Here is a 24,799-nt window from a genome sequence, read left to right on the forward strand (position 1 = left end):
TCCTCCACCCGGTCGTATTTCTGAAGGTTTGCGCCTTAGAAACACCCGAAAACCCGGATGTGCGAATTTAAACAACTTTTCTAGTTTATCACAGCCAGCGCTACTTTTTCTGACAATTTGATATCCGTAGGGTTGGCTTGTCAGCAGCAGGTGAGATTTAGTCCGCGGGTTGGGTGCGGGGTACGCACGCTGCGGTTAAAGTTACTTGGCAAGCGCTTGTAAAAAACGAAAAATCCAGGTGGGAGGTTGCCAAAGCCTTTGTTCGCTTGTGAGAGAATGGCGTTGTTGGTGTGCCTCTTGTGCCTTCTACCTTCGATCGAGCTGGTATCCATTTTTTTCGATCGGCAATTCAGTCAGCTTTAGTACCCTGCTCTCTCGATCCGCAAAAATCCCAAAGCTAAAAACGCCATGCCCATACCCATTCTCGTCCTACTTGAAGTTCTAATTGTCATCGCACTTTCGAGACTTGTAGGTTTAGGATTTCGAGCGATTAAACAACCTCAAGTCATTGGAGAAATTGTAGCAGGAATTATGCTTGGGCCTTCTCTGTTGGGCTTAGTTGCACCTGCCACCGCAACAGCACTTTTTCCAGCCGAGGCCGTTCCCTTCCTCAACGTGTTGTCTGAGGTGGGGCTAATATTTTTCATGTTCTTGATTGGTTTGGAACTGAATCCCAAGTATCTCAAAAGCAATTTAGATATAGCGATTTTAACTTCCCACGTCAGCATTCTAGTGCCGTTTTCCCTGGGAAGCTTGCTCGCACTGCTGCTGTATCCCATCGTTTCAAATAATAGCGTTTCGTTTACAGCATTTGCCCTGTTTTTGGGTGCTGCGATGTCAATTACTGCCTTTCCGGTGCTGGCAAGAATTATTACAGAACACAACTTGCAGAATACAAAATTGGGGACGCTGGCATTGACTTGCGCTGCGGTAGATGACGTGACGGCGTGGTGTTTGTTAGCGGTGGCGATCGCAGTTACTCGTACTAATTCGATGATCGGTGCTTTGCCGACAATTATTGAGTCTTTAATTTACATCGGTTTCATGCTGACTGTAGTCCGCTGGTTCTTGCAGCGACTTTCCAAACAGTACAACCGCACTGGCAGATTAACACAGTTATTGCTCTCCGGCATTTACATGGGAGTTGTAGCTTCCGCTTTAATTACTGAATGGATCGGCATTCATTTAATTTTCGGTGCATTTTTGCTGGGTGCTGCCATGCCTAAAAATGCGGGATTAACCCGAGAATTAGCCGAAAAAACCGAAGACTTTGTACTAATATTTCTGCTGCCCATATTTTTTGCTTATAGCGGCTTGCGGACTCAAATCGGCCTGCTCAACAGTCCCGAATTGTGGTTGCTGTGCGCCGCAGTTTTAGGAGTGGCAATTATCGGCAAATACGTCGGCACTTACGTTGCGGCCAGAGTCTGTGGCATCAGCAACCGCGAAGCTTCAGCGCTGGGATGGCTGATGAATACTCGCGGTTTGACTGAACTAATTGTGCTGAATATCGGTCTTTCCTTGGGCGTAGTTTCACCGCTGCTATTTACGATGTTAGTCATCATGGCTTTAGTGACAACTTTTATGACTTCGCCTCTGTTGGAGTGGACTTATCCAAAACGGTTAATTCGGTTAGATATTTCAGAAGTTAACTCTGAGGATTCAGAATTAGAATATTCACAAACGGCTGACAGCAGCGAAGAAACTGCTAATAAATTGCTGCCAACTTATCGAATTTTAGTACCGGTTGCCAATCCCAGCACGCAGAAAGGTTTACTGCGACTAGCGGTAGCGCTGGCACAGCCTGCCGCTGGTATGGGTGGTAATGATTTACAGTCGGCGGCGGTTCATCCTCTAAGTTTGATAGAATTCAATGAGGATTATGCCTTTGAAAGTACGCCTGTGGAAGCCGATCGCATTATTCAAGAACGCCGCGCGAAATTATCAGAATTGATTGATAGTTTGGAACTGCCGGAGGCAAGAAAATTCGTACATCCCATCATTCGGGTTACTAATGATGTAGCCCGGGAAACGGCCCAAATTGCGGAGATCGATCGCGCGGATTTGATTTTAGTAGGATGGCACAGACCTACTTTTAGCAGCAACCGTTTGGGAGGACGTGTCGGCAAAATTCTCAGCAACGCTAAGGTGGATGTAGCAATTTTTGTTGACAGAGGCCGGGAAAGGTTGAATAACTTGTTAGTACCTTACGCGGCAAACATTCACGATGATTTGGGTTTAGAATTGGCGCTGAGACTGTTAGTTAATAGCGAGGAACGCCGTTTGACGGTGCTGCGGGTGGCGGTTGACGGGGAAGCTGAAAACGAGCTGAGTTACGAGTTTCGGCGAGTGATGGATCAGTTGCCGGTTGAGGTGCGATCGCGAATTGAAACTCCGATTGTGGAGGCTGCTGAACCAATTCAAGCAGTAGTAGCGGCTTCTGCTAATGCTGATTTGACTATTGCGGGTACGAGTCGGGAGTGGGGAATTGAGCGCCAAACTTTGGGACAGTATACTGATGAATTGGCTGTGCAGTGTCATTCTTCGCTGCTGATTGCGCGCTGTTACGTTAAAGTGCGATCGCACTTGGCTTCGGCACTCAGTCAAACTACTCATTAGTATTCATTAGTAGGGTACACATTTCGCACCTTACGCAATTATCGATTAGCAATTAATTACCAATTATCAAGATTATGAATCATTTAAGCCTCAAATCGCTGGCATTTTACGGAATTGCGATCGGCTCAGTTTTGCTGCTGTTTAAAATAGTGAGTGCTTACGGCGAAACAAATTTAAAGGCTGCTCCGGCAATTGGGGGAAAATATCGATTCGATGCTAAAAGTTTGCCCGAATGTCTGAAATCTGATTCCTTGGTCTTGACAATCGAGCAATCGGGTGTTTATTTGAGCGGTAATTTGCGATCGGGCAGCAGCGAGGGCGATCGCGAAAAAATAGCAGAGGAGACACCTTCTCTATTTGGCAAGTGGGAAACTCAAGGATTGAGCTTGTCGGGTGCGGTTCCTAATTTAGCGGGTTGCAGCAACTCCACAGCAACCGGTCAAAACAGTTCTGTTAAACTGCGAGGGATTGTCGAAGGAGAAACCCTCAAGGGAAAAATTAGTCTGACTGAAAATGCGCCGTCTACTGATTTTACAGCCCAAAGAGAAGCGGCGGTTAAACAGCAGAAAAACCCACATTAAACGTAAAACCCTCTCGCTCTCAGATTACATTTAGGGTGCGATCGCTTTTCGTTTTTTCCAAGGATAACCAAGTTCCAGAAAACCAAACATCGCCGATCCTGCTAGAGAAGATCGTTATGGAAGTGCAACGCTGGTGATGCTGACATTCGGATCTGGGGCGTCACCTTGAGAATAAATATAATCATACGCAGCTCGATTGCTGCTCTCATTTGTATCAGTGGCTCCAATTAATTGGAGTCGCCTACACTTCTGATGTAGCCTAAAAACAATGCCTTCAACTTAGACTCAAAATAAATTGAGTTAACTCTACCTAAAGGTATCAATTTATATTGTAACTAAAGTTGGATACAAAGTACAGCCTAAAGGTATTTATTTTATTTAAAATCAAAGTTAAATACAAAATACAGTTTGTATTGCATGAGCTAGCTAAATTGCTCATTTGTTAAGCCGAGCGATAGTCCAGTATAAATTCAAACTAATGGCTTGAGCGAGCGCAAGCTAGTTAACCCAATCTTGAATTTAAAGATGCGTTCCTGAACTGCCAGAGCTTTCTCAAAAGCTGGAACTTGTGGCTTGAGAATGCAGCAGCAACACTTTTGAAAAGAGACACTAAGCAAGGGAAGTAAAATGGCTGACCAACCCGAGCAAACAACGAACATTCATGCACTTTTAATTGGGATTGACTACTACAAACCCAACCGCTTGTACCCAAATCTTAAAGGGTGCGTGCGCGACATTAACTTAGTAGATGACTACCTCAGACGAACGTTACACATTCGAGCAGAACGAATCCGCAAACTTACTTCTCCAGATCGAGAAGATTCAACTCTTTCAGAAGTTAGGGGTGGAAACGAACCAGATGTTTTGCCAACCTACGAAAACATCGTCAATGCGTTTAAAGAAATTACTGAGAAAGCTCAACCGCAAGAGTTAGTTTACATCCACTACTCCGGTCATGGTGGACGTGCAACGACCATCTACTCGGATCTCAAGGGGGATGGACAGAAGGATGAGGGAATTGTCCCAATGGATATTGGCGAACAAGATGGGCGCTACCTCCGGGATATTGAGCTAGCTACATTGCTAAAACGCATGACCGATAAAGGATTGGGTGTCACTGTCGTTCTCGATAGCTGCCACTCCGGTGGTGCAACTCGCGGTGATTGCGATATTCGCGGTTCGCAGGAGGAGGACACGGCACCTCGTCCCCAAGATAGTTCGGTAGCTTCTCGCGAAGAGTTGATCGACAACTGGCGATCGCTGGTTGAAGGATCGAACTGCCCTACGTTGGTTCCAGGGTCCGAAAACTACGTAGTGCTAGCAGCTTGTCGTCCAACCGAATATGCGTTTGAGTATGCGGTGAATGGAAACGAGCGGAATGGTGCTTTGACCTACTGGATGATTGACACCTTGAATACTATTCCTGGAACGCTGACCTATAAAACCTTCCCAATGTCGATCGGCTCAAGGCGCAAGATGCTTTAGCATTTCACCGGGAAATTGAAGCCGCCGTTGAACCACATCTCAAAGATGAACGTTACCTCAACTCCTTTAGGACAGTTCCCATTTCTGGCGTACAACAGCCAACCCTACAATCGGCGGCACTGATTAATGGAAAATTAACAGCCAGCGAGGATTTACCAGAGGTGTTGATCAATAGATCCGATTTGGGTGATGGGGATGGAACTGTTCCAAAAATTTCTGCGATTCCAATTGAGCGATCGGAAAACCTCGATAATTTCTTTATTGCCGAACAGCATGGGGGTTTGCAGAATCAGGCTCAAGTGTTAGAAAACTTACTAAATAATCTGCGGTTTAGCCGATTTGATTTGGGCTCTGTAAGGGGAAGTGAACCTCAAACAGCCATCAGTCTTAGCTTGGATGATTTGTATCTAGCAGATGAAGCTATTACCTTGCGTGCCAAACTTATTGGATTACCAGATTCAGCAACAAAGCTAAAAGCTAATATTCAAGCAGTTTCTCACGAGCAAGCTGCTCTCACCCTTGATTTTGTCGAGCAAGAAAAAGAATGGATGGTGGCGATCGCTGACTTGCAACCGGGACTTTATCGCGTTACTGTGCAAACCGAGAACAGTAGCGATCGAGCGCCTACTCCTGTTCGCGATTTGTTTGAAGTCGTCAATAAGTCTAATTTTTGAAGATTCCGATTTTACAGCAGATTCCATATTTATGAACTACACCTCAGATAGTTCGCTCCCTGCAGGGACACTTCAAGAGCCGATTAGTGTCAACTTAAGCCTGAAAGCCTTGAGAAATCTAGTTCACAGCCTAGTCTAGATCCTCCTAAATCCCCCTTCAGAAGGCAGGGCTGTTTCATTCTCACCAAAAAGGGGGCAACGGGGGGGTCTGGTCTTAATAGTCAAACCGCAATCTGTGACTGCGTTTGAGCTTAAGTTGACACCTATGGGGAATCGGGAATCGGGAATCGGGAAATGATGAGAGTGCGAGCTAGTAGCTCGCTATTCATGTACGATTTAAGGGCAATGATACTCATTTGCATCCTGGTTTATGCAGATTTCTTGGGGTATGCTGTATTTAATTGATGTCTGAATATTTGATATTTCAAAGGTTGAATTGCTAGGGCGTGTTTTCAAACCCAGAGATTCCCCCAGCGAGCGGGCGGCTGCGGGGACACCGCCACTAATCAGGATGGATTTAGGGGGATATGAATCTGATAAAAAAGTTTGACAACACACCAGAGAAACTGCTGTAAGTGCAAAACTAAATTTGCATATGGCATTTTCAATATTCACAGAATCGCTACTTTTTAAATTCCTATCTTGCTCAGTTGCTAGTAAATTCAAAATCGTTTTCCTGCTCTTATCGCTTGCTTTGATATTTACTATTGTTGTAGGAGCAGCAAGAATTTGCAGTCAGGTAGAGTAGGTTGTTCGATCGCTCAATTTGGGAGCGAAAAATTAGTTTTGGTGGCAAAAGTTGGAAAAAGTAGGGCGAGGGATTTTCGATTTTCGATTTTCGATTGAAGAATTTGCCCCCTCAGTCTGCTTTCGGAATGAATCCGGGGGCTTGTACCCTGGCTGATGAAGGTCACGTTGGTTATACTTAATGAGAAATTTTGTATAATTACCCGAGTGTGGATTTTGCAAAATTGCGGCACACACAACCGCATACTAGACTGAAATTAGAAATAACAATGATTTAAGTAATGATTTAAGTAAAGTATCTCTCTCAGAGGATCTGGTTGAGAATTTGTCAGACCCGATCCCCCTTTGCCCGTATATTGTGTTGGAATGGATGTTGCCGTGATTGTAATGCCGTCAGAAACTTCGCTTACCGAGTCAAACCCGTTAATTTTAGACAGTTTGCCAGACTTGTCGCCCTCCGATGGCGGATGTCCCCGCCGGGCTAGATTGCAAATTGACCTGATGTTGCTGGCGATCGAAGCCTTGTATCTCGGAGGTGCTGAAGAAATGCTTGCAGTGTCAAAGGACCTGGAATTGGAATCAATTATCAAAAATCGGGTTGCCCTTTGGCTGATGCGCAATACTAACCCGCTGAGACGCTACGCCCAGCGCCGCTCCCTTACCATTGTGGAGGCAAAAGCGCTGGTGGCGATCGCCTGCAATATGGCGCGCAAGTTAACCGCGACAATTCGACAGTTGCTGCTAGACTCGCAGCAGTTGCGATCGAGAAATATCCCCCTCAACCAGAACCTGCCGCTGGCCGAGTATTTAGAACGCTTTCGAGCTCACTTTCGATCGCGCATGAACCCGAAGCGATCGCTAGTTGCAGCTTACGATTCCGACGAAAAGCTCAACGAACTGGCTTTGAACTTGTTGAGCAAACTGCTATTTTGTACAGGCACAGCCGGAATGCAGCGCTTCTGGGTTAGCCTGTTTGATGGAGAAGTTGAATAAAAAATGACTATTAGGCGTCAGTACAGTCTGCCAAATTGCACCCTGGTTCTAGAAGGGTTGAGCGATGGGTCGGCAGCCAGCCAGTTAGATATACGGCCGGTGCTTTCGATATTAATGAGCGCTGAATGCTATGTTACAGGTCTCGGCGAGCCCCTAAGCGGGGGACGGGAGTTTTTTGAAAGCTTGGTGAGGGCCGTCAGCAGCTACGCTCAAGAATTTATGAGCGGAGTGCATTATCCCGATCGCTACGGCCCGAATTTGGGTATGGTACAGTTGCACAAAATTGACGGGAATTTGCACCGATTGACCGTTCTACCCGCCTCCACAGGCAGCCCGACCCAAATCGATCAAAACACAGAACTGTCGGCAAAAGTAGATTTGACGACGGTACAGCTATTTGACTTGGTAGAGGCGATCGATCAGTTTTTTGCCGACACGCAGACGCTGCCGGAATTATCGCTGCAATTAACCCCAATTTCCAGGCGTTATATCAAGTCGGCCGAACCTTTGGCGAAGCGGAGTTTGCCTGCTGTCGTGGGGGTGTCGAGTTTGGCTTTGGCTGCGATGGCGTTTTTCTTGGTGCCGGTGCCGGAAGTCCAGCGCCCCAGAGATCCGGTGCCGCAGCCCAATCCTGCAGGCCAGAATCTCGGAACGCCGAATCCCGGCGGATCGGGTTCGCCTAATCCCAATCCCACGCCCCCTGCTGACGGTTTGTTGCCGGGGAATCAAACTCCGAACGCTGAACCGATTTCGCCGACTCCGAGCCCCGCGCCGCAGTCGGACGCTTCACCAAGCGCCACACCGCAGTCGAGCACTTTGCCGGAAAGCACGCCCAGTCCTGTTTCTGAAGGTTTGGCAAGTCCGGAAGCAGCAGCCGTGGCAATTACCGATCCAGCGACAATTGAGGTGTTGAGGGGCAAACTTTCCCAGCAAATAGACGGCGTTGTCAAGAATCAGCCTCCGGTTGGTGCGGAGTTGGTTTATCGGGTGAGTGTGGCCCAAGACGGGGCGATTGTCGGTTACAAGTCGGAGAATTCGGCAGCAGTCGATCGATCCGAAACGCCCTTGTCGGAGTTGCTTTACAAACCGATTGGCAGCAGGCCACCTGCGGAACCGCTGGCTGATTTTCGGGTGGTTTTGGCACCCGACGGTACTGTTCAAGTCAGTCCTTGGTAATGGTTGACTGTTGACTGTTAACGGTTAAATGTTGACTGTTAACGGTTGACTGTTGACTGTTGACTGATACCAACTCCCGCTTAAATGCTGCCTCATACCATGTCCGATCGATCGCGCATAATACAATTGCCGGGGCGGGTTTTTGAGATTGTCGGTTTTTAGCAAATATTGTTGGTGAGGGGAGCCCCTACAGGAATCAGGGTAATTGACCGGACATGATATCAATCTCTTAGTCGGCGGAGGCAGACTTGGTTTTTCTAGTAGCGATTTCATATCGTTTCCGGTTGCATCGGTATTGTTCAAGTGTCCAAACAGTCAGTTGTCATATCAATTCCGGTTGTATCGGAATGATGAAACCGCAGAGAAAACAGAGGATACAGAGAAAGGGAAGAGAGAGATGAATAATTCCGATGCCAACGGATTTGATATCAATCGCAGAATCATTTACAAACCGATTGCTGATTCAAAACCCTGTCGGTGCGATCGGTTCAATATCTGGGTCAAATCCTCCGACTTGATTTGTGCGAATTATCCACAAAAATGCTCCCTGTTTTAAAAGAATTTTGGCGATTTCATCTTGGGTGCGCCTGGGCAGCATTGTTCGGTAACTAATAGCAGCTTTGATCAGGTTCGCTATACCGGCAAAAAAGCTTTTTTTCAGTTCAGAATCAATCCCCGCCAATCTCGAATTTTTGCGCCAATCTGGACGGACAATGCCGAGGGGCATTAATACTTTTTCTAAACTCTCTCCTAAAGCTACTAACTGGTGAAATCTTTGGGTTTGTGCGTCGGTGGGATGTGTTTTCAACCAGTTTTGAATCTGAGGATTTGACTCTATTTCCGAAGTGATTTTTTTAATTGTCGCGTAGATTGCCTGACTTGAATCTTGCACGCAAGAAGTTGCTGGCGTGACTAAACTTGCACCGGTGCCGTCTCCGCTGCGGTAGCGGGCCATCATGATATCTAGTTGCTGGTTTAATTCGGTTAAAGGCGACAAAGTGATGCCGTCAAAATCGTAGTCGCAACACACGCAGTCTAATTTACAGATGATATCGCAAACCGGGCGATCGCCCAACCAGCCGCGCTGCAAGTCTCCCATGTAACTTTGCCATTTGCTGGAACCGGCGACAATTCCGTCGGGATTGTGGGCGTAAACTTGTTTGTATTCTATGTCAAAACGCAGTTCGCTGGTAAAGCGATCGCGCACTACTTTTGCTACTCCCAAAGCAAAATGTCCGGTGACAATTCCCAGCGCTGGCTTTTCGCCTTTTTTGCCGCCGATACCGCCGAAACTGTGAATCACTATCCCGACATCTCCTTCTTGCCAAGGAGAGATTGAAGCGTTTTCTGTCGCATCATTTGGCATTAACAATACTCTTTTTGCTTGCCCTTTTTGGGCTGGTGTATTTTCCCAATTTTTGCTGTTTAAATAAGCGATAGATTTTTGCAGTCCGAAATGTGTTTCATCTGGGATTAATTGAGCAATTTTGCGGGGTTCGATTGCCTGGACTACAAACATACTGTCTTCGTCTCTTTCGCCGTAAATGTACCAGCCGTCTGGATTTAAGGGCGATTGTTCGATCGGGTGATTGGTAGACCTCGCTACGCCATTTTTGTCTGGCTGTACTTGCGGAATCCGAATAATTTCGGCTGCGCCGTCAAATTGTTGAGATGTTTTGTTGAAATGCCGGACAATAAATTTGTCGCTGTCGGGTTCTTTTCGCTGTAAAATTGATACTAAGGCGCACAAACTTCCGATAATTTGTACTGGTTCGCGATCGATCGTGAGTTCGCGGCGATCGCTGCTGCTATAATGAATCGCAATCACGGGCCTTCGCAGCATCACAGTCACGCTGTCTTCGAGTCTGCTGCCTGCTAGAGTTTCTAAAGGGCCGACATTTCGCCAGCCGTTCAATCTATCTGGATGAATGTTGCCAGATTTTTTACTATCTATAGCCTGTTTTGTGAAGTTGATATCTTGACTGACTGCGTGGACGAAAAACTGTACTTCGCGATTTGTACTCCATTTCAAAAATGCTGTTTTGCCAATGAAATTTTGATATTTTTTGGGCGCATTTATCACTTCAAAAAACACTGTACCGTAGGGCTGGCGCTCTTCGTTCAAGGGTAAAATTAAGCGCCCGTGCCAAAGAGCGATCGGCTTGTAGAGATCGGCAACTGCTGCTGAATCTTCGCAGGTAATTTCCTGGTCAAACGCTTTTGCAATATCGCTTTTTTCTCCAAAAATACCAGCAGCTAAATTGCCGTCACTTTCTACGAATACGGGTTCTAAAAAAACGTTTTCAGCTTTTGAAATATTAGCGGTTGAATTGTCTGTTGTTCTTTTGAACGAGCGTCTAAAAAAAAGGTTGCTTTTTTCCAGTTTCGCCTGCAACCAATTGAGAAAAATCCGAATAAAAATAAATGCTGTTAAACCGAAAACAACAGCTAAAACAATCAGCCCCAAAGTCAAAATCAATTGGTCGAAAGACTGACCAGATATTAAAAAAATTGTTGGCCCGCTCAAAGAAAATGTAGCCATAATATCTAAAAACGAGTTTTAGGTTCGATCCAGTCTGTGCTGGCTTGACTGCCGAAAACTAGGGGTTTGTCCTCGGTGACAGCTACCGTTTGACCTTTCATATCCACTGCACAAAGAGGCCAAGATCGATCGCCCAAATTGCCGGCGCGGAATAGAACTTGTCCCGGACAAACTTGACTCCAACCCAACAATACAGCATGAGTGTAAAGACTGCGAGCGGGAGCAACGGTATAAGTGTAATTATCATTTTTGTCCCAGATGACCGCGTAGTCGGACATATCGGAAGAGTTGAAAAGGGCTTCAAATTCGCGGGCGAGAACGCGGGAACCCTCTTGATTCCAAGAAACAGGCACTAAAATCGCGATCGTCCCGGACATATCTGTATCATCGCTAGCATACATCCCACTTTCTGCCAGCGGCGAAGCAGCCGCAACTGTTTGCAGTTCCCCGGTTTTGAGGTTTTCCACAAACATGATGCTGCTAACCCGACACCGGGAGAATTCGGGCTGCACTTGCAACTCAATTCGACTGTAAGCAGCGTATTGGCCGTTAGTTGAAAGTAGGGAAGGGCTGCGATAGTAGCGGAGGCCTGTACCGGCAGTGGAGCTCACTTTAGCGTGAGTCTCGGTAATCCATTCCCAAGGAACGGGATAAGGGCTATTTAAAGGGTCAGTCATCGGTTTTTTTCCAAAAGTTTTACTGAATTATCCAACAGATTCAGGCTGGCACGCAGGAGATGATAAACCCGGTTTCTGCCTCGATGCTTCGCAGTCAAACCCCGGATTTGTAGAAACCGGGTTTCTTTTTTAGATTTTAGATGGAAGGACAAATCTAAAATCTCAAATCTCAAATCTAAAATCAGATAGGTAAGATAGTATCGAAATTAACTTTTGAGGGGGTTTGGGGGAGCGATAAGTCCCACGCTGTACCCGTTGGGTCAGCGTTGGGATACATGGACTCCCCCAAGCAAATTTTATCCGGTCAAACAGGCGTAAAATTTGCCAACAATGTTGACTTTTTATCATAAATGTATATAATGGTAACAAGAGGTAGAAGTAATGCAGCATCAAGCCGTCAAAGTTAAACTGTATCCGACAATTGAACAACAAACCATATTAGCTCAACACTTTGGCTGTTCCCGTTGGTGGTGGAATTACGCACTCCATATGTGTATTGAAACCTACAAAGCCACGGGTAAAGGCTTGACTCAGATTGCGTTGAACAAACTCCTACCAGAACTCAAAAAACAAGAAGAAACACAATGGTTGTCTGAGTGTTATTCTCAGGTTTTGCAAGCGACTACGCTCAACTTGGTAACTGCTTACAAGAACTTTTTTGAGTCGAGAGCTCAATACCCTAGATTCAAAGCAAAGAAACATAGGCAGTCAATCCAGTACCCGCAATCAGTCAAACTTGTTGACGGCTCCCTCAAGTTTCCCGGTCGTGTCGGCACTGTCAAAGCCAAGCTACATCGACCGATTGAGGGAACTATCAAAACCGTAACTGTAAGTGTTACTCCTTCAGGGAAATACTATGCCTCTGTGCTGACAGAACTAGAAGGAGATAAACCAGTTGCTTGCACCGATGGAAAAGTAGCTGGAATTGACCTAGGGTTGAAAGATTTTGCGATTGTCAATGATGGTATCAAGACATCCAAGTACCCTAATCCAAAGCCTTTAGCAAAACACCAGCGCAACCTCAAAAGAAAACAAAAAAAACTAGCCAGAAAGGAGAAAGGAAGCAAGTCAAGAGACAAAGCCAGGAAACTGGTGGCTAGGGTTCACGAACGAATTAGCAATGTCCGCCAAGACTACTTACATAAGCTGTCAAGAAAGCTTGTTGACGATAACCAAGTCATCGCAGTCGAAAGTCTAAACACAAAGGGCATGGTTCGTAACCACAAACTAGCTCAAGCAATTTCTGATGTAGGTTGGGGAATATTTGTCAATTTCTTGCATTACAAACTAGACCGTGAAGGTAAAGTGTTGGTAGAGATTGACCGATGGTTCCCTAGCTCGAAACTCTGCTCAAATTGCCACTATCAGGTGAGTGAAATGCCATTAGACGTTAGGACATGGACTTGTCCTAATTGCGGTACTCATCACGATAGGGATGGAAACGCCTCAATAAATATCAGAGCAGAAGGAATCAGAATGCTATGGGTCTTGGGAACCAGGACTTCTGCTGATGGAGGGGATGTGAGCCCGAAACTGGGACGCAAGTCCAAGTTGACGCAATCCCCGTTGAATTCAGAAGCTCACGCTGTACCTTTATGTCAGCGCTGAGTAGTTCACTCTGCTATGTACACCGAGAGGGAGGAAACATGACGCCATCTTTTAATCAAAAACCTTCAATCCCCCCGACTCGCGTCTCCAAGTCGCGGGGAAAAGGCTTGCTTGTACTGTCGCTGATATTTCGACTGCTGCTGCTGGGGGTGGGCGGCGGTTTTGCTTGGGTTTTGGGGATGGCGGTCGCTCAAATTTATCCCTCACGCACGACGGAGATGCCGCTGGCAGAGAGATTGCTGCGCGTAACTCAAAATTTGACCCCCAGCCCGAAACGCGCCCCAGCAACCCAAATTCCGGCCGTCCCGACACCAACCGCTACACCGACTCCCCAGTCAAAAATCAGTCCTGCCCAGAGAGAGAAATTGCAGTCGGATTTGAGACAGTTGCAGGGCGAGCTCAACGCGCTGATTGGCCGCACTGCTGCTTTGGAGAGTCAGTTGGGCAGCAGCCGCCCGACGGAAACTTTGGAAAAGCGTTTGCAGTTGATGTCGCGGGAATTGGCAGGGCCGGAAACGGCGGCAACTCCTGTTCCTGCTTTACCCGCGGTGGCGGGCAGCAGCCCGAGTCTGAATCCTGAAACGGTGAATGCTGCCTCACAGAATGCCAACAATCCGGTGTTTGGGGGGGATGGGCTGATGGTGACTCTCCCCAGCGATGTTTTGTTTGATACTGGCAGCATTTCTTTGCGCCCGGGAACAAGTGCGATTTTGGACAATTTGGTGGCGGAGTTGGGCAATCACGAGGGGGCAAGTGTGCGGGTTGCCGGCCACACTGACGACGCGGGGGAAGCGGCGGACAATCGCAATGTGTCGTTTGCGCGGGCTCAGGCGGTGGTGCAGTATTTGTCGGGCGTACTCGGTCAGAAGTATCATTGGGTGGCGATCGGCTATGGGGAAAGTCGCCCTTCGGTGGATAATAGTTCTGATGCTAATCGGCAGCGCAACCGCCGCATTGAAGTGGCAATTAATCCTTAGTTATCAGTGGGCCCACTTGTAGATACTGTGTTGAAGTGTCAATGGTAGCGATCGAATAATTGGATGCAAACGGCTTTTGGGATGTTAAAACTCTGGTTGTGAATTTAATCTCAAACTCGGTAAGTAAGGAATTATACACCAGCACGAGCCTCGCCGCGAGCAAGTGTTAAACGCGAGACATTAAGCTCGCACTTCACTCCTAAAATTATTATTCCGATGCCAACAGAAACGATATAAAATATATATTTCACTTCCCGAAATTTCTTCTCCCCCGCTATCACGCCGAAGGTGTAACAGGCGGCAAGTCAGAATTATTTTTAGCCTGATTTATTGTCTCTCGATGTTCGCTCCTAAGCTTCGGTTTTAAATACAAGTTCTCAATCAAAGCTGCCACTCCCGCAAACCAAGGCGGTACTATTACAGCTCCAATAATTCCCAATACTTGAACGCCTCCCAAGACAGACAGCAATTGATATAAAGGATGCACGCCAACCGACGAACCAACCAGCAAAGGATCGAGTACGTAGGTTTCCAAATTCTGGATGATTACAAATAACAGCAATACCCACACAAATAGCCAGCCACCTTTAGCAAAGGCTACGATTAATGCCGGTACTGCTCCCAACACTGGCCCGATGAAGGGAATTAAGTTGGTAACACCTGCGATCGCACCCAAGCCTAAAGCAAATTCCGGCATTCCCAAAACGCTCAAACCTGCGGTAATAAATATTCCTAAAATGCCCGAAACTAACACTCGCCCGCGAATGTAACTCCCCATTCTTTGACCGATTGGCGTGGCTTGTGCGGCTAATCTTGCATCCCAAGGTTTCGGGAAAAACTGCACCAAACTTTTGATTAATGTGTCGCTGTCGGCAACCATGTAACCTGAAATAAATAACGCTAAAACTAAACTGAAGAAACCGCCGAGAATGCCTCTAGTTAAACTGTACGATCGCAAAACCAGTTGCTGGCTCGATCGAATCAGCCAATTAGTCACCGATTGAGTGTCCACTAACTGACCCACCAATGTTGGGGCATTGTCGCTCAACCGACTCAATACATTAGTTGCCACAGTTCTCAAACTTTCGACATAAACTGGTAACTGCCGCAGCAGTAACTCTATTTGTTCGATGACCGTGGGCCCGATTAACACTACCGTCCCGCTAAATCCGCCGATGAGAGTTAAATAAACCATAATCACCGCCAGCCAGCGGGGAACCCGCATGGTTTGGGCCCAATTAACGATCGGGACGATCGATGCTGCCAGCACGACTGATATCATCAGAATTACTAGCAGGCTCCGCAATTGCCACAGCAGCACTAGCAGCAAGGACGATGCTACAATTAGCAGCAAGTTAGGTAAAGAAATGGTAATCCGCTGTTCTGACATGATTAAGTAGTAATCAAGGTTTGTATTCGCGCTTATGCCATACCGCAGGGCTGGTTTATTTATCTTGTCAGTTACCAAATATATGTCGGGTAAAACCCGCCACTGCTCATATTATAATAAAAAGTAACATCTGCACCCAAAAATAATAATATGCAACCGCAATATTCAACCCAAGATTTTTCCACTATTTCGTCTATAAAATCACCAACGCTGTTTTACGAATGGCAAAATTATCGCTGTGCTTATGAGGTTTATCAACCAACTACTGCGACAGAAGATAGCATCCCTTTGTTATTAATTCATCCGATAGGAGTTGGCTTGTCAAGAGTCTTTTGGCATAGATTTTGTGAGAGTTGGTACAAAGCAGGGAACACTAATCCGATTTACAATCCCGACCTTTTGGGCTGCGGCGATTGCGAAATGCCCGCTGTGGCTTGCTATCCAGACGATTGGGCCGCACAGTTGCAGTATTTCTTGGAAACGGCAGTCAAAAAACCTGCGATCGTCCTCGTGCAAGGTGCTTTACTAGCTGTAGGCTTGGCTTTAGCAAAAATGCAGCAGGAAAGCGGCTCAAATTTAATTCGCGGCTTAGTCCTCGCAGGGCCTCCAGCTTGGGCGGTAATGAACAAACATTCGACAGACACACAGCAAAGAATTGTCTGGAATTTGTTAAGTTCTCCCTTGGGAAACGCTTTTTACCGCTACGCCAGACGCGCTGAGTTTTTGCGTTCTTTTTCTATCAAACAACTGTTTGGCGATGCGTCAAAAGTTGACAGCCAATGGTTGGATGCTTTGCAGGCTGGGGCGGCGAATCCTGACAGCCGGCACGCGGTTTTCTCGTTTTTAGCTGGGTTTTGGCGGCAGGATTATAGTAGCACGATTCAAAAGTTCGATCGACCCGCACTCGTTGTGATGGGAGAACAAGCCTCCAGCATCAGTCAAGCGGGTAAGGAAGAGAAACCGGATGAAAGATTAGCGCAATATTTAGCTGCTTTTCCCAATGCGGAAGGTTTATTAATGCCGGGGCGCAATGTTTTGCCCTACGAATCAACCGCCGAATTTGTCGCGGCTGTTGCGGAGTTTGTCAATGGGAGTTTTTAACCGCAGATGTCAGCAGATGAACACAGATGAACGCGGATGGATTTTTCTGAAGCGTTTATCCGCGTTCATCTGCGGTTAAAAAACTCTAAATTTCAACTGCGATGCCAGATCGTGGTACCATCCTTTTGATCGATCAGAGTAATTCCCTTATCCTTAAGTTCGTTGCGAATTCTATCGCCCTCAGCGAAATTCTTAGCTTTTCGGGCATCTTTCCGCTGCTGAATCATCACCTCAATCTCCGCATCACTCAAACCGTCAACAGCATCATTGCTATCACTTTCCGGCTGAACTTCTAAACCCAAAACCCCGGCTAATTTAACCAAATTCACCCATTTTTGTTGCAATAAATCCGGTGAAGTTTCTGTTTTTCCCTGATGCACTAAAACATTACCTTCCTTGCCCAATTCCTTAGCGACTTCAAACAACACTGTCAAAGCACCGGGAGTATTGAAATCATTGTCCATTGCTGATTGAAATTGCTGCACAAGTGTGCTATCTTGTCCAGTCAATTGCTCGATTTTCTCAACATCCCAACCAAGTTTAGATCCGTGTTGACTGCCAAAAAGCAAGCCTTCCTTCAGAGTATGCCAGCCATTTTTAGCGCTAGCGATCGCCTCTTCGGTAAAATCAATTTGGCTGCGATACTGCGCCATCAACACAAACAGCCGCACCGCCATCGGTTCGACCGCTTTTAACTTCTCGCTTCCTTCCAAAGCTGTATCGCCCGACCAATTCCCCTCCAACAAATCGCGAATTGTAATAAAATTGTGCAAAGATTTCGACATCTTTTTGCCGTTGACAGTCACAAAAGCATTGTGCATCCAATAATTAGCAAGTGACTTGCCCGTCGCGGCTTCAGATTGAGCAATTTCGTTCTCGTGGTGGGGAAAAGTTAAATCGGAACCGCCGCAGTGAATGTCAATAGTTTCGCCCAAGCAATCGCGCACCATCGCCGAACATTCGATGTGCCATCCGGGGCGGCCTTTTCCCCAAGATGAATCCCAAGCAGGTTCACCGGGTTTAGCACTTTTCCACAGGGCAAAATCAGAGGAATCTTGCTTTTTTTGAGCTTCTATTTCTGCGGTTTCCAATCTACCGCTAGCCCCGGCTTGCATTTCTTCCAACTTGCGGCCGGAAAGTTTTCCGTAATCGGGAAATTGCCTGACGCTGTAGTAAACGTCGCCGCCGGAAGCATAGGCATAACCTTTATTTTCTAATTCGTGAATCAGCCGTTTTATGCCGTCCATTGTATGGGTGGCGCGGGGATATTCATCGGCCCTGAGAATATTTAGCTTGTCCATATCTGCAAAATATTCATCGATGAAGCGTTCCGCCACGGCTTCCATTGTGGAATTAGTTTCGCGGGCGCGGTTGAGAATTTTGTCGTCAATATCTGTAAAATTCTGCACGTAGCGCACATCGTATCCCCGCCACATCAGATAACGCCGTACCATATCCCAAACAATGTAAGCGCGGGCGTGACCGACGTGACAGTAATCGTATACCGTAACGCCGCAGCAGTACATCCGCACCTTTCCCGGTTCGATGGGTTCAAAAGGTGATTCGCGACGGGTCAAGCTGTTGTAAAGCGTTAAAGTCATTCGATTTTGGATTTTAGATTTTAGATTTTAGATTTTACAAGATTTACGCAGAACCTCTATGTCTTTCGATTTTAGATTTTAGATTTTACAAGATTTACGCAGAACCTCTATGTCTGGGGTGTGCAGCGGGCAACTTATCTGTATACGTAGCGCGTCAAACCATTTTTGCGTTCAGGACTGCGGGTTTGTAGCTGCGATCGCCCGTTAGCGAAGCTTGCAGAAGACGATCGCCCAACTGCCAGCCTAGGAAATTTGGTACTCAATCTCTTCTATCTATACTACCGCCCCAGCCGACTCAATCTTACATCTAATTTATGTCATGGAATCTTGACAATAGCTCCTGGTACGATCCCCGTCGGCACCAAATTGTCATGGAACCTTGACAAATTGATCCCCCAACTCACGAAAATGCGTATAAGTACCCATAATTGACCGAAAAGACCCCTTGACCCGATCGCAAGTTGTCTGCAAGATTAAGTCATGACAAAGCGATCCCAAAGAAATGCTTGGATTAAGCAGCTCTGGGAGTCAAAAAGCGCGTGTGCTGCCAGCACAGCGTTGCTAGCAGCACCGATCGCACTCAAACAATCGATCTTGTCAGTCAAGAATCGACAGATAAAGTTTTATTTAGATCGGACGGTCCGTGCAGAAGCTAATAAGTCACAGCCCCCGATCGAAGTGGGGACAAGGCAAGCTAAAAACAAGCAAGGCTTCAAAGGTTGGAGAGATGTGGAAGCTCAAGCATATTTGCACTTACAAAGAGTTTCTAACTCAAAAAATCAACACACTTGTGTTGAAAAGAAAAATCTAACCCGCCATCCCAAATAAGTGGAGAACAAACTCATGGCAAAAGAACGCCCACCATTAGAAGAGATGACTTTGCGACAACTCCGCAGAGTTGCTAGCGAATGTGGAGTCTCTCGCTACAGCCGGATGCGGAAATCGCAACTCCTGGCATCTATTCAAGAAATTCAGCGCACCAAATTTTCATATAGTCCATCTCGCAAACTAGAGGCACAAGAAGCAGTGGAAGCAGCAAAGTTTGAACTCGGTCAAGAAGATAGAACAGGCGGTTCTTTGTCGTCTGTAGATGAAGGTTTAGCAGATTTGCCCAACGGGTACGGCGAAAGTCGGGTTGTGTTAATGCCACGCGATCCAGAATGGGCTTACACTTACTGGGACATCCCCAACGATCGCAAAGAAGAAATGCGCCGCCAAGGAGGACAGCAACTCGCCCTGCGGATCTACGACGTTACAGATGTTAATCTCGACACCCAAAGCCCGCACAGCATTCAAGAATATCCCTGCGACGAACTGGCGCGGGAATGGTACGTGCCAATCCCCGTAAGCGATCGGGACTACGCGATCGACATCGGCTACCGCTGTGCAGACGGCCGCTGGCTGGTATTAGCTCGATCGGCCGAAGTCCGCGTTCCTCCCGTCTATCCCAGCGACTGGATTGAAGACCAATTCATCACCCTCGACTGGGAAGAAGAGTTGCAAGGCAAAACCTTCGCCGAACTGGTGCCTCCCGCCAAGAAAATGGCACAAGCAGGCAATGGCGCTGGTTTTAGCACCGGCAACGCCATCTACGAACAAATATTCGGGATGGCAGAATCTGCCGAAGCCCTGCGCGTAGCCGGTTCTATCTTCGGTTCCATGCAGCACGTCGCCGGTTCGGTGCAACAAGTCGGCATCCACGAACAAGCTCTCAGTTCCTACGTGTTCCCCTCCGGCGTCGGAATGTGGGCTGTTCCTACTATGTCCGCTCTCACCATGTCCGGTGTCGGTATGTCCGGCCTCACTATGTCCGGTGTCGGTATGTCCGGCCTCACCATGTCCGGTTTCGGTATGTCGGGTGTCGGTATGTCGGGAGTTGGCTTCGCCGCCCCGATGCGCCCCCGCCAGTTCTGGTTGGTTGCTGATGCCGAACTGATCGTCTACGGCGCCACCGAGCCCGACGCCACCGTCTACGTAGGCGGACAGCCGATTAAACTCAATGCTGACGGCACTTTCCGCTTCCAGATGTCTTTCCAAGACGGCTTAATCGACTATCCGATTTTTGCAGTAGCAGCCGACGGCGAACAAAACCGCGCTATCCACATGAAATTCAACCGCGAAACCCCTGAACGGCACACCAATACCAAGGAAGATGCTGTTGTGGAATGGTTGGGCTAATCGCTCGCGGTCGATCGCGATCCGGGCGATAATCCAGGTTTGTGCCAATTTTTTAACCATCACAAGGCATAGCCTGAGCCGATCGTGATTTGTTAGGGTTAATCCCAGACAACAACCCATAACACCCCCTATACACCGTTCTCCTGTTTTGAGGAGCGGTGTTTTTTGTATTTAGGACTTACTCAGAAACCGGGTTTTTATAGCAGAATAGATCGCGGATCGGGCGATCGACAAAAGTTATACCAATTCTTAAAAGTATCGATAAATATAGATTGTATGCGAACATCTGTAGGAAATTAGGCTGGGTATAAGTCCCTACTTTGTTTCATCTGAGAAATTGCACAATTCTCAATTACTTGTTGAGAAACAGGCTTTCCGGCCTGTTCCACAAGAGATCGATTTCATTGTGGAACAGGCCGGAAAGCCTGTTCTTGACAATGGTGCAAGATGTGAGTTTTATCCGATTGACAACTGCTATATTAGATAATTATCTCAATCTCTATCTGTAGATAGATGTTTGCTTAAGTAGCTGTCGGGCTTGTTCGATGAAAATTTGGACTTTTTACTCCACCATTATTAAGTAAGCTAAAGTTTACTTAAATTTTTATTGCACAAACTCGTTAAATCCAGCGAAACAAAAGAAAGCGAGTTATGAGAGAAACAAGGCGATCGCACCGCCACTTCTTAAAAACAAATGCAAAAAATAAATTCCCCACCGCAACGAAGGCAGAAGCCTCGTGTTTTAGCCTTATTCGCTGTCACATTAACCGCCGTCTTGCTTTTATTTATTCTGCCGGCACTGACTCAGCAGCCAGTCGTGCTCACCATGTTAATGCAAGGTCAAGACATTGTTAACTGGAGACCCTTTGTCAAAGAATTTGAACAGAAAAACCCCAACATTCGCATCAACCTCATAGAAGGGCCATTTGACACCAACCTCATAGAAAATCTTTACACATCTGCCTTTCTTTTAGGCGACTCGCCCTACGACATCATCAACATGGATATTGTCTGGGTTCCCAAATTTGCAGCCGCAGGTTGGGTCAGGGATTTGACAGACAAAATTCCCCCCAAACAACTATCAAAATTCATCCAAGGTAACGTCGAAGGCGGGCGGTATCGGGGCAAAATTTACCGAATTCCCCACGCTTCCGATGCCGGAATGCTTTATTACCGAAAAGACATTTTAGAACAAGCAAAAATTCCAGCGCCGAAAACCTTTGAAGAGATGGTAAAAATCTCTCAAAACTTGCAGAAACAGGGAAAAGCAACTTGGGGTTATCTTTGGCAAGGCAAACAATACGAGGGAGTATCTGCGATGTTTGTCGAGGTACTCTCCGGTTTCGGCGGCTTCTGGGCGAACCCTCAAACTTTTGAAGTTGGGTTAGACAAACCGGAGGCAATTAAAGCAGTGGAATTTCTCAAAAATACGATCGCCTCTGGCATTTCTCCTCCGGGTGTCACCACCTACGGCGAAGAAGAAACCAGGCTGTTGTTTCAAAACGGCAAAGCGCTGTTTTTGCGAAACTGGCCCTATGTTTGGAAGCTGGCAAATGCCGAAGGATCGAATGTTAGAGGCAAAATTGCGATCGAGCCAATGCTCAGCAGTACCGGTCAAACAGGCGGTTCCTGCTTGGGCGGCTGGGGCTGGGGAATTGCCAAAACCTCAAAACATCCAGAACAAGCGTGGAAAGCAATTCAGTACCTTACCAGCGAGGAAACCCAGCGCAAATTTATTTTACAAACCGGTTTAATTCCCAGTTACAAATCCCTATTTACCAACAAAGAAATAGTCGCTAAATATCCCCACTACCCGCAACTGCTAAAAGTAGTGGAACGGCCAGCTTTGCGCCCGCCCCTGGCACAATACGCTCAAGCTTCTGATATTTTGCAGCGCTATTTGAGTTCAGCTTTTACCGGGAGAATGAGTGCAGAACAAGCAATGAAAGCAGCAGCTAGCGAAACTCGCAATTTATTAGGCAGTTTGAAACAACCCCAAGCTTCGTAAGCCCTAAACAGGCTTTCGGGCCCGTTCCGCCAAGAGTGAATTTTTTTATTGTGGGGTGGGCCGGAAAGCCCGCCCGAATGCAAAATGCCCGTTCCGCCAAGAGTGAATTTTTTTATTGTGGGGTGGGACGGAAAGCCCGCCCGAACAGGCACTCCGGCCTGTTCCACGCAAAGTTAATTCAATTGTGGGGAGTAGGGGTTGGGCACGCGAGCCCGCCCAAAAATAAATTAAAGGTGAACAATATGCAATCAGACAAGATGCGACAGCGCGAACAAACAACCGGATGGATATTAGTAGCACCAGCTTTGATAATTCTGCTGCTAGTATTTGCTTACCCAATATTGCGCGCTTTTTGGCTGAGTGTATTCACCCAAAACCTCGGTACTGAATTAAAACTGGTTTTTTCCGGTTTTGCTAACTACAGTCGAATGTTAGGCGACGGGCGTTTCTGGCAAACTTTAGGCAACACCACAGTATTTACTGTCGCCTCTGTTGTGCTGGAATTAATTCTCGGCATGGGCATTGCCTTAGTCTTAAATCAATCCTTCACAGGACGCGGCATTGTTCGCACAATTTCCCTGCTGCCTTGGGCGCTGCCAACTGCATTGATGGGAGTAGCTTGGGGGTGGATTTTTAACGACCAATACGGCGTAATTAACGACATTTTGAAGCGATTGGGATTGATTCAAAATAGCATTAGCTGGCTGGGAGATCCGACTTTGGCAATGATGGCAGTGATTGCAGCAGATGTGTGGAAAACGACGCCCTTTGTCAGCTTGCTTTTGCTAGCGGGATTGCAATCGATTCCCGGTGATTTGTACGAAGCCCACGCCATTGACGGGGCGAGTAGCTGGCAGAGTTTCCGTCAAGTTACCGTGCCCCTGCTGATGCCGCAAATAGTGATTGCTGTGCTGTTTCGATTTGCCCAATCTTTCGGCATTTTTGACTTGATTCAGGTGATGACGGGAGGGGGGCCGGCGGGGGCAACGGAGACGGTTTCTATCTACATTTACAGCACGGTAATGAGGTATTTAGACTTTGGGTACGGGGCCGCTTTGGTGGTGTGTACTTTTTTGATGTTAGTGGCAGCAGTTGCGATCGCCGCTTACCTGTTATCGAGAGCCCGCGCCAGTCAATTTTAGATTTGAGATTTTGGATTTTCGATTGGTGGAATTTAAGTTATACCATTTTTCTAAAATCGTGCAACACTCTTCGACCCCCCGCTGCATTGCGGGGGGAACAAGAATACTGTTATTTCGTTTAAAATTGGTATTAGTTTGCGATCGCACGCAGACTCCAGAAACCCGGTTTATTCCTATATTTCTCGTTCGCGTCCACAAAACTCGTAGAAACCGGGTTTCTCGCTATTTCTTGAAACTCTTGTGGGGTGGGCCGGAAAGCCCGCCCAAAAAATAAATCTCAATACCGCAACAGCTTAACACGTTCGTTTCATTGGTATAAATTATGTCGATTGCCCGCGAACAAACTACCCAAACAACCTTTAACATCCGGCACTTAATATTGCCAATATCGGCAATATTAATTGTCGCCTATTTCCTCGCACCTATTATCTGGCAGGTGCTAACTTCTTTCAAAGTCAATCCAGATATTTCGGCGATTCCAAACGTCTACATTCCCAAACGAATTACTTTCGAGCATTACCTGTCCCTCTTCCAGCGCCGCCCGTTTGCACTTTACATTTTAAATAGTGCTTTTGTTTCGATTACTTCAACATTGCTGTGTTTAGCAGTAGGCGCTCCAGCAGCTTACGCTTTAGCCCGGTTGCGGCTGTGGAGCGAGAAAATCATCCTGGCAAGTGTGACGATTGTGACGCTATTTCCGGCGGTGCTGCTATTTTTGGGACTGCTGGAAATTGTTAAAGCTTTGGATTTAGGCAATAATTATTTAGCATTAATTATTCCTTACACTGCGATCAATCTGCCGCTGACAATTTTGGTGATGCGGAGTTTCTTTCAACAGTTGCCAAAAGATTTGGAAGATGCGGCTAAAGTTGACGGATACAACACTTTCCAAATGCTGTGGCAAATCGTGCTACCGATGACATTTCCCGCGTTAGTAACCACTGGAATCTTAACATTTATTTCAGCTTGGAACGAGTTTATTTTTGCACTGACATTTATGACTCGCGAATCTCTAAAAACAATCCCCGTTGCCACGGCTCAACTTAGCGGGGTATCAGTATTTGAGATTCCTTACGGGCCGATCGCCGCAGCTACCGTTTTGGGTACTTTGCCCTTAGTTTTCCTGGTTTTGGTGTTCCAGCGGCGCATCGTTCAAGGTTTAACTGCGGGGGCTGTAAAAGGATAAATCGATTTGAGATTTTAGATTTGAGATTTTAGATTGAACTGGTTCCTAGGAAGAACATGGGAACGAGTCAAACAACACAGTCAACAGTCAACAGTCAACAGTCAACAGTCAACA

General features: G+C 46.8%; 21 protein-coding genes. 14 read left to right on the forward strand and 7 right to left on the reverse strand.

Annotated elements, in window-relative coordinates; translation table 11 throughout:
* The first annotated feature begins 408 nt into the window (after positions 1 to 408).
* The 4 genes from QUA80_RS12510 to QUA80_RS12525 all read left to right on the forward strand — a co-directional run bounded on the left by QUA80_RS12510 (position 409) and on the right by QUA80_RS12525 (position 5,359).
* Entirely contained in the window at positions 409 to 2,619 is a 2,211-nt protein-coding gene (locus tag QUA80_RS12510; RefSeq protein ID WP_333424867.1) for a cation:proton antiporter domain-containing protein, read from the forward strand.
* Between the two features lie 74 nt (positions 2,620 to 2,693).
* Entirely contained in the window at positions 2,694 to 3,200 is a 507-nt protein-coding gene (locus QUA80_RS12515) for a hypothetical protein (protein WP_333424869.1), read from the forward strand.
* 627 nt (positions 3,201 to 3,827) lie between these two features.
* The gene (locus QUA80_RS12520; protein ID WP_333424871.1) at positions 3,828 to 4,685 is read left to right on the forward strand and encodes a caspase family protein; all 858 of its coding nucleotides are present in this window, start codon (positions 3,828 to 3,830) and stop codon (positions 4,683 to 4,685) included.
* 161 nt (positions 4,686 to 4,846) lie between these two features.
* Positions 4,847 to 5,359 (forward strand): hypothetical protein, encoded by a 513-nt coding sequence (locus QUA80_RS12525; protein WP_333424873.1) that lies wholly within the window; start codon positions 4,847 to 4,849, stop codon positions 5,357 to 5,359.
* Positions 5,360 to 5,695: 336 nt separating this feature from the next.
* Here QUA80_RS12525 and QUA80_RS12530 read toward each other — a convergent pair whose 3' ends face one another.
* Complete coding sequence (locus QUA80_RS12530) at positions 5,696 to 6,025, reverse strand: hypothetical protein (RefSeq protein WP_333424875.1); 330 nt, start codon at positions 6,023 to 6,025, stop codon at positions 5,696 to 5,698.
* A 447-nt stretch (positions 6,026 to 6,472) separates the two neighbouring features.
* Between QUA80_RS12530 and QUA80_RS12535 the strand changes: the two genes are divergently transcribed.
* On the forward strand, positions 6,473 to 7,099 hold the full coding sequence (locus QUA80_RS12535; RefSeq protein WP_333424877.1) for a DUF3038 domain-containing protein: 627 nt from the start codon (positions 6,473 to 6,475) through the stop codon (positions 7,097 to 7,099).
* 3 nt (positions 7,100 to 7,102) lie between these two features.
* On the forward strand, positions 7,103 to 8,275 hold the full coding sequence (locus tag QUA80_RS12540) for a DUF4335 domain-containing protein (RefSeq protein WP_333424879.1): 1,173 nt from the start codon (positions 7,103 to 7,105) through the stop codon (positions 8,273 to 8,275).
* A 24-nt stretch (positions 8,276 to 8,299) separates the two neighbouring features.
* Here the strand turns inward: QUA80_RS12540 and QUA80_RS12545 are convergent, their stop codons facing one another.
* The 3 genes from QUA80_RS12545 to QUA80_RS12555 all read right to left on the reverse strand — a co-directional run bounded on the left by QUA80_RS12545 (position 8,300) and on the right by QUA80_RS12555 (position 11,494).
* Positions 8,300 to 8,548 (reverse strand): hypothetical protein, encoded by a 249-nt coding sequence (locus QUA80_RS12545; RefSeq protein WP_333424881.1) that lies wholly within the window; start codon positions 8,546 to 8,548, stop codon positions 8,300 to 8,302.
* A gap of 190 nt (positions 8,549 to 8,738) precedes the next feature.
* On the reverse strand, positions 8,739 to 10,817 hold the full coding sequence (locus QUA80_RS12550; protein ID WP_333424882.1) for an abortive infection protein: 2,079 nt from the start codon (positions 10,815 to 10,817) through the stop codon (positions 8,739 to 8,741).
* Positions 10,818 to 10,822: 5 nt separating this feature from the next.
* Positions 10,823 to 11,494 (reverse strand): hypothetical protein, encoded by a 672-nt coding sequence (locus QUA80_RS12555; protein WP_333424884.1) that lies wholly within the window; start codon positions 11,492 to 11,494, stop codon positions 10,823 to 10,825.
* Between the two features lie 381 nt (positions 11,495 to 11,875).
* Here QUA80_RS12555 and QUA80_RS12560 point away from each other — a divergent pair, with 381 nt between their 5' ends.
* Both QUA80_RS12560 and QUA80_RS12565 read left to right on the forward strand, forming a co-directional pair.
* Positions 11,876 to 13,102: an RNA-guided endonuclease TnpB family protein gene (locus tag QUA80_RS12560; RefSeq protein ID WP_333424886.1), complete on the forward strand. Its 1,227-nt coding sequence runs from the start codon at positions 11,876 to 11,878 to the stop codon at positions 13,100 to 13,102.
* Between the two features lie 38 nt (positions 13,103 to 13,140).
* Positions 13,141 to 14,079 (forward strand): OmpA family protein, encoded by a 939-nt coding sequence (locus tag QUA80_RS12565; protein WP_333424888.1) that lies wholly within the window; start codon positions 13,141 to 13,143, stop codon positions 14,077 to 14,079.
* Positions 14,080 to 14,356: 277 nt separating this feature from the next.
* On the opposite strand, the gene QUA80_RS12570 is transcribed toward QUA80_RS12565, so the two are convergent.
* A complete protein-coding gene (locus QUA80_RS12570) occupies positions 14,357 to 15,469 on the reverse strand; it encodes an AI-2E family transporter (protein WP_333424890.1) in 1,113 nt (370 codons plus the stop codon).
* A gap of 150 nt (positions 15,470 to 15,619) precedes the next feature.
* Between QUA80_RS12570 and QUA80_RS12575 the strand changes: the two genes are divergently transcribed.
* Positions 15,620 to 16,570, forward strand: a complete 951-nt coding sequence (locus tag QUA80_RS12575) for an alpha/beta fold hydrolase (protein WP_333424892.1) — start codon at positions 15,620 to 15,622, stop codon at positions 16,568 to 16,570.
* A 92-nt stretch (positions 16,571 to 16,662) separates the two neighbouring features.
* Here the strand turns inward: QUA80_RS12575 and cysS are convergent, their stop codons facing one another.
* Positions 16,663 to 18,171, reverse strand: a complete 1,509-nt coding sequence (gene cysS / locus QUA80_RS12580; RefSeq protein ID WP_333424894.1) for a cysteine--tRNA ligase — start codon at positions 18,169 to 18,171, stop codon at positions 16,663 to 16,665.
* A 134-nt stretch (positions 18,172 to 18,305) separates the two neighbouring features.
* A complete protein-coding gene (locus tag QUA80_RS12585; RefSeq protein WP_333424896.1) occupies positions 18,306 to 18,434 on the reverse strand; it encodes a hypothetical protein in 129 nt (42 codons plus the stop codon).
* 217 nt (positions 18,435 to 18,651) lie between these two features.
* Here QUA80_RS12585 and QUA80_RS12590 point away from each other — a divergent pair, with 217 nt between their 5' ends.
* The 5 genes from QUA80_RS12590 to QUA80_RS12610 all read left to right on the forward strand — a co-directional run bounded on the left by QUA80_RS12590 (position 18,652) and on the right by QUA80_RS12610 (position 24,685).
* On the forward strand, positions 18,652 to 18,999 hold the full coding sequence (locus tag QUA80_RS12590) for a hypothetical protein (RefSeq protein ID WP_333424898.1): 348 nt from the start codon (positions 18,652 to 18,654) through the stop codon (positions 18,997 to 18,999).
* Positions 19,000 to 19,014: 15 nt separating this feature from the next.
* A complete protein-coding gene (locus QUA80_RS12595; RefSeq protein WP_333424900.1) occupies positions 19,015 to 20,349 on the forward strand; it encodes a DUF4912 domain-containing protein in 1,335 nt (444 codons plus the stop codon).
* 694 nt (positions 20,350 to 21,043) lie between these two features.
* Entirely contained in the window at positions 21,044 to 22,357 is a 1,314-nt protein-coding gene (locus QUA80_RS12600) for an ABC transporter substrate-binding protein (protein ID WP_333424902.1), read from the forward strand.
* A gap of 242 nt (positions 22,358 to 22,599) precedes the next feature.
* A complete protein-coding gene (locus tag QUA80_RS12605) occupies positions 22,600 to 23,499 on the forward strand; it encodes a sugar ABC transporter permease (protein ID WP_333424904.1) in 900 nt (299 codons plus the stop codon).
* Positions 23,500 to 23,821: 322 nt separating this feature from the next.
* Complete coding sequence (locus QUA80_RS12610; protein WP_333424906.1) at positions 23,822 to 24,685, forward strand: carbohydrate ABC transporter permease; 864 nt, start codon at positions 23,822 to 23,824, stop codon at positions 24,683 to 24,685.
* Positions 24,686 to 24,799: the final 114 nt, after the last annotated feature.

This window comes from Microcoleus sp. F4-D5 (assembly GCF_036704885.1).
GTDB lineage: Bacteria > Cyanobacteriota > Cyanobacteriia > Cyanobacteriales > Microcoleaceae > Microcoleus.

Excerpts from the sequence above, each read along its gene's own strand:
- QUA80_RS12555 (WP_333424884.1), bottom strand. The coding sequence starts at position 11,494 with ATGACTGACCCTTTAAATAGCCCTTATCCCGTTCCTTGGGAATGGATT.
- QUA80_RS12570 (WP_333424890.1), bottom strand. The coding sequence starts at position 15,469 with ATGTCAGAACAGCGGATTACCATTTCTTTACCTAACTTGCTGCTAATT.
- QUA80_RS12550 (WP_333424882.1), bottom strand. The coding sequence starts at position 10,817 with ATGGCTACATTTTCTTTGAGCGGGCCAACAATTTTTTTAATATCTGGT.
- cysS (WP_333424894.1), bottom strand. The coding sequence starts at position 18,171 with ATGACTTTAACGCTTTACAACAGCTTGACCCGTCGCGAATCACCTTTT.
- QUA80_RS12590 (WP_333424898.1), top strand. The coding sequence starts at position 18,652 with ATGACAAAGCGATCCCAAAGAAATGCTTGGATTAAGCAGCTCTGGGAG.
- QUA80_RS12560 (WP_333424886.1), top strand. The coding sequence starts at position 11,876 with ATGCAGCATCAAGCCGTCAAAGTTAAACTGTATCCGACAATTGAACAA.
- QUA80_RS12515 (WP_333424869.1), top strand. The coding sequence starts at position 2,694 with ATGAATCATTTAAGCCTCAAATCGCTGGCATTTTACGGAATTGCGATC.
- QUA80_RS12540 (WP_333424879.1), top strand. The coding sequence starts at position 7,103 with ATGACTATTAGGCGTCAGTACAGTCTGCCAAATTGCACCCTGGTTCTA.
- QUA80_RS12565 (WP_333424888.1), top strand. The coding sequence starts at position 13,141 with ATGACGCCATCTTTTAATCAAAAACCTTCAATCCCCCCGACTCGCGTC.
- QUA80_RS12520 (WP_333424871.1), top strand. The coding sequence starts at position 3,828 with ATGGCTGACCAACCCGAGCAAACAACGAACATTCATGCACTTTTAATT.
- QUA80_RS12535 (WP_333424877.1), top strand. The coding sequence starts at position 6,473 with ATGGATGTTGCCGTGATTGTAATGCCGTCAGAAACTTCGCTTACCGAG.
- QUA80_RS12600 (WP_333424902.1), top strand. The coding sequence starts at position 21,044 with ATGCAAAAAATAAATTCCCCACCGCAACGAAGGCAGAAGCCTCGTGTT.
- QUA80_RS12610 (WP_333424906.1), top strand. The coding sequence starts at position 23,822 with ATGTCGATTGCCCGCGAACAAACTACCCAAACAACCTTTAACATCCGG.
- QUA80_RS12545 (WP_333424881.1), bottom strand. The coding sequence starts at position 8,548 with ATGAAATCGCTACTAGAAAAACCAAGTCTGCCTCCGCCGACTAAGAGA.
- QUA80_RS12510 (WP_333424867.1), top strand. The coding sequence starts at position 409 with ATGCCCATACCCATTCTCGTCCTACTTGAAGTTCTAATTGTCATCGCA.
- QUA80_RS12605 (WP_333424904.1), top strand. The coding sequence starts at position 22,600 with ATGCAATCAGACAAGATGCGACAGCGCGAACAAACAACCGGATGGATA.
- QUA80_RS12595 (WP_333424900.1), top strand. The coding sequence starts at position 19,015 with ATGGCAAAAGAACGCCCACCATTAGAAGAGATGACTTTGCGACAACTC.
- QUA80_RS12575 (WP_333424892.1), top strand. The coding sequence starts at position 15,620 with ATGCAACCGCAATATTCAACCCAAGATTTTTCCACTATTTCGTCTATA.